Origin of the sequence: Faecalibacterium sp. DFI.5.82 (genome assembly GCF_029076575.1) — a bacterium.
Taxonomy (GTDB): Bacteria; Bacillota; Clostridia; order Oscillospirales; family Ruminococcaceae; genus Faecalibacterium; species Faecalibacterium duncaniae.
On record NZ_JARFIS010001146.1, the window covers coordinates 1 to 288 of the forward strand.

Below are 288 nucleotides of genomic sequence, written 5' to 3' on the forward strand. Positions count from 1 at the left end.
GCTTGCGTTTATAACGTGCGGTGTCACATCAAACACAGCCATCGTGATATTGAATGTGTTTGTGATTAACATGACCGCAACAAAAGTCTTGAACACCCATTTGAAGAAGATCCAGGTTTCAAAATTAGCCAGATTGTTGTGGTCAATAATCATCTGAATTAGCTCATAACAGGCAATGAAGGTCAGAATCACGCCTGCGATTGGGATAATCACTGACTCGGAGATGTTTCGTACCATGGCAAAGACACCCGGCGAAAAATTCGCCGGGGTCTTGCCAACGGAGGTTGC

General features: G+C 44.8%; 1 protein-coding gene. It reads right to left on the bottom strand.

Translation table 11 applies throughout. The features are described from left to right. A partial coding sequence (locus tag P0G09_RS20495) for a CD0415/CD1112 family protein (RefSeq protein ID WP_275253602.1) occupies positions 1-288 on the bottom strand: 288 nt, incomplete at both ends.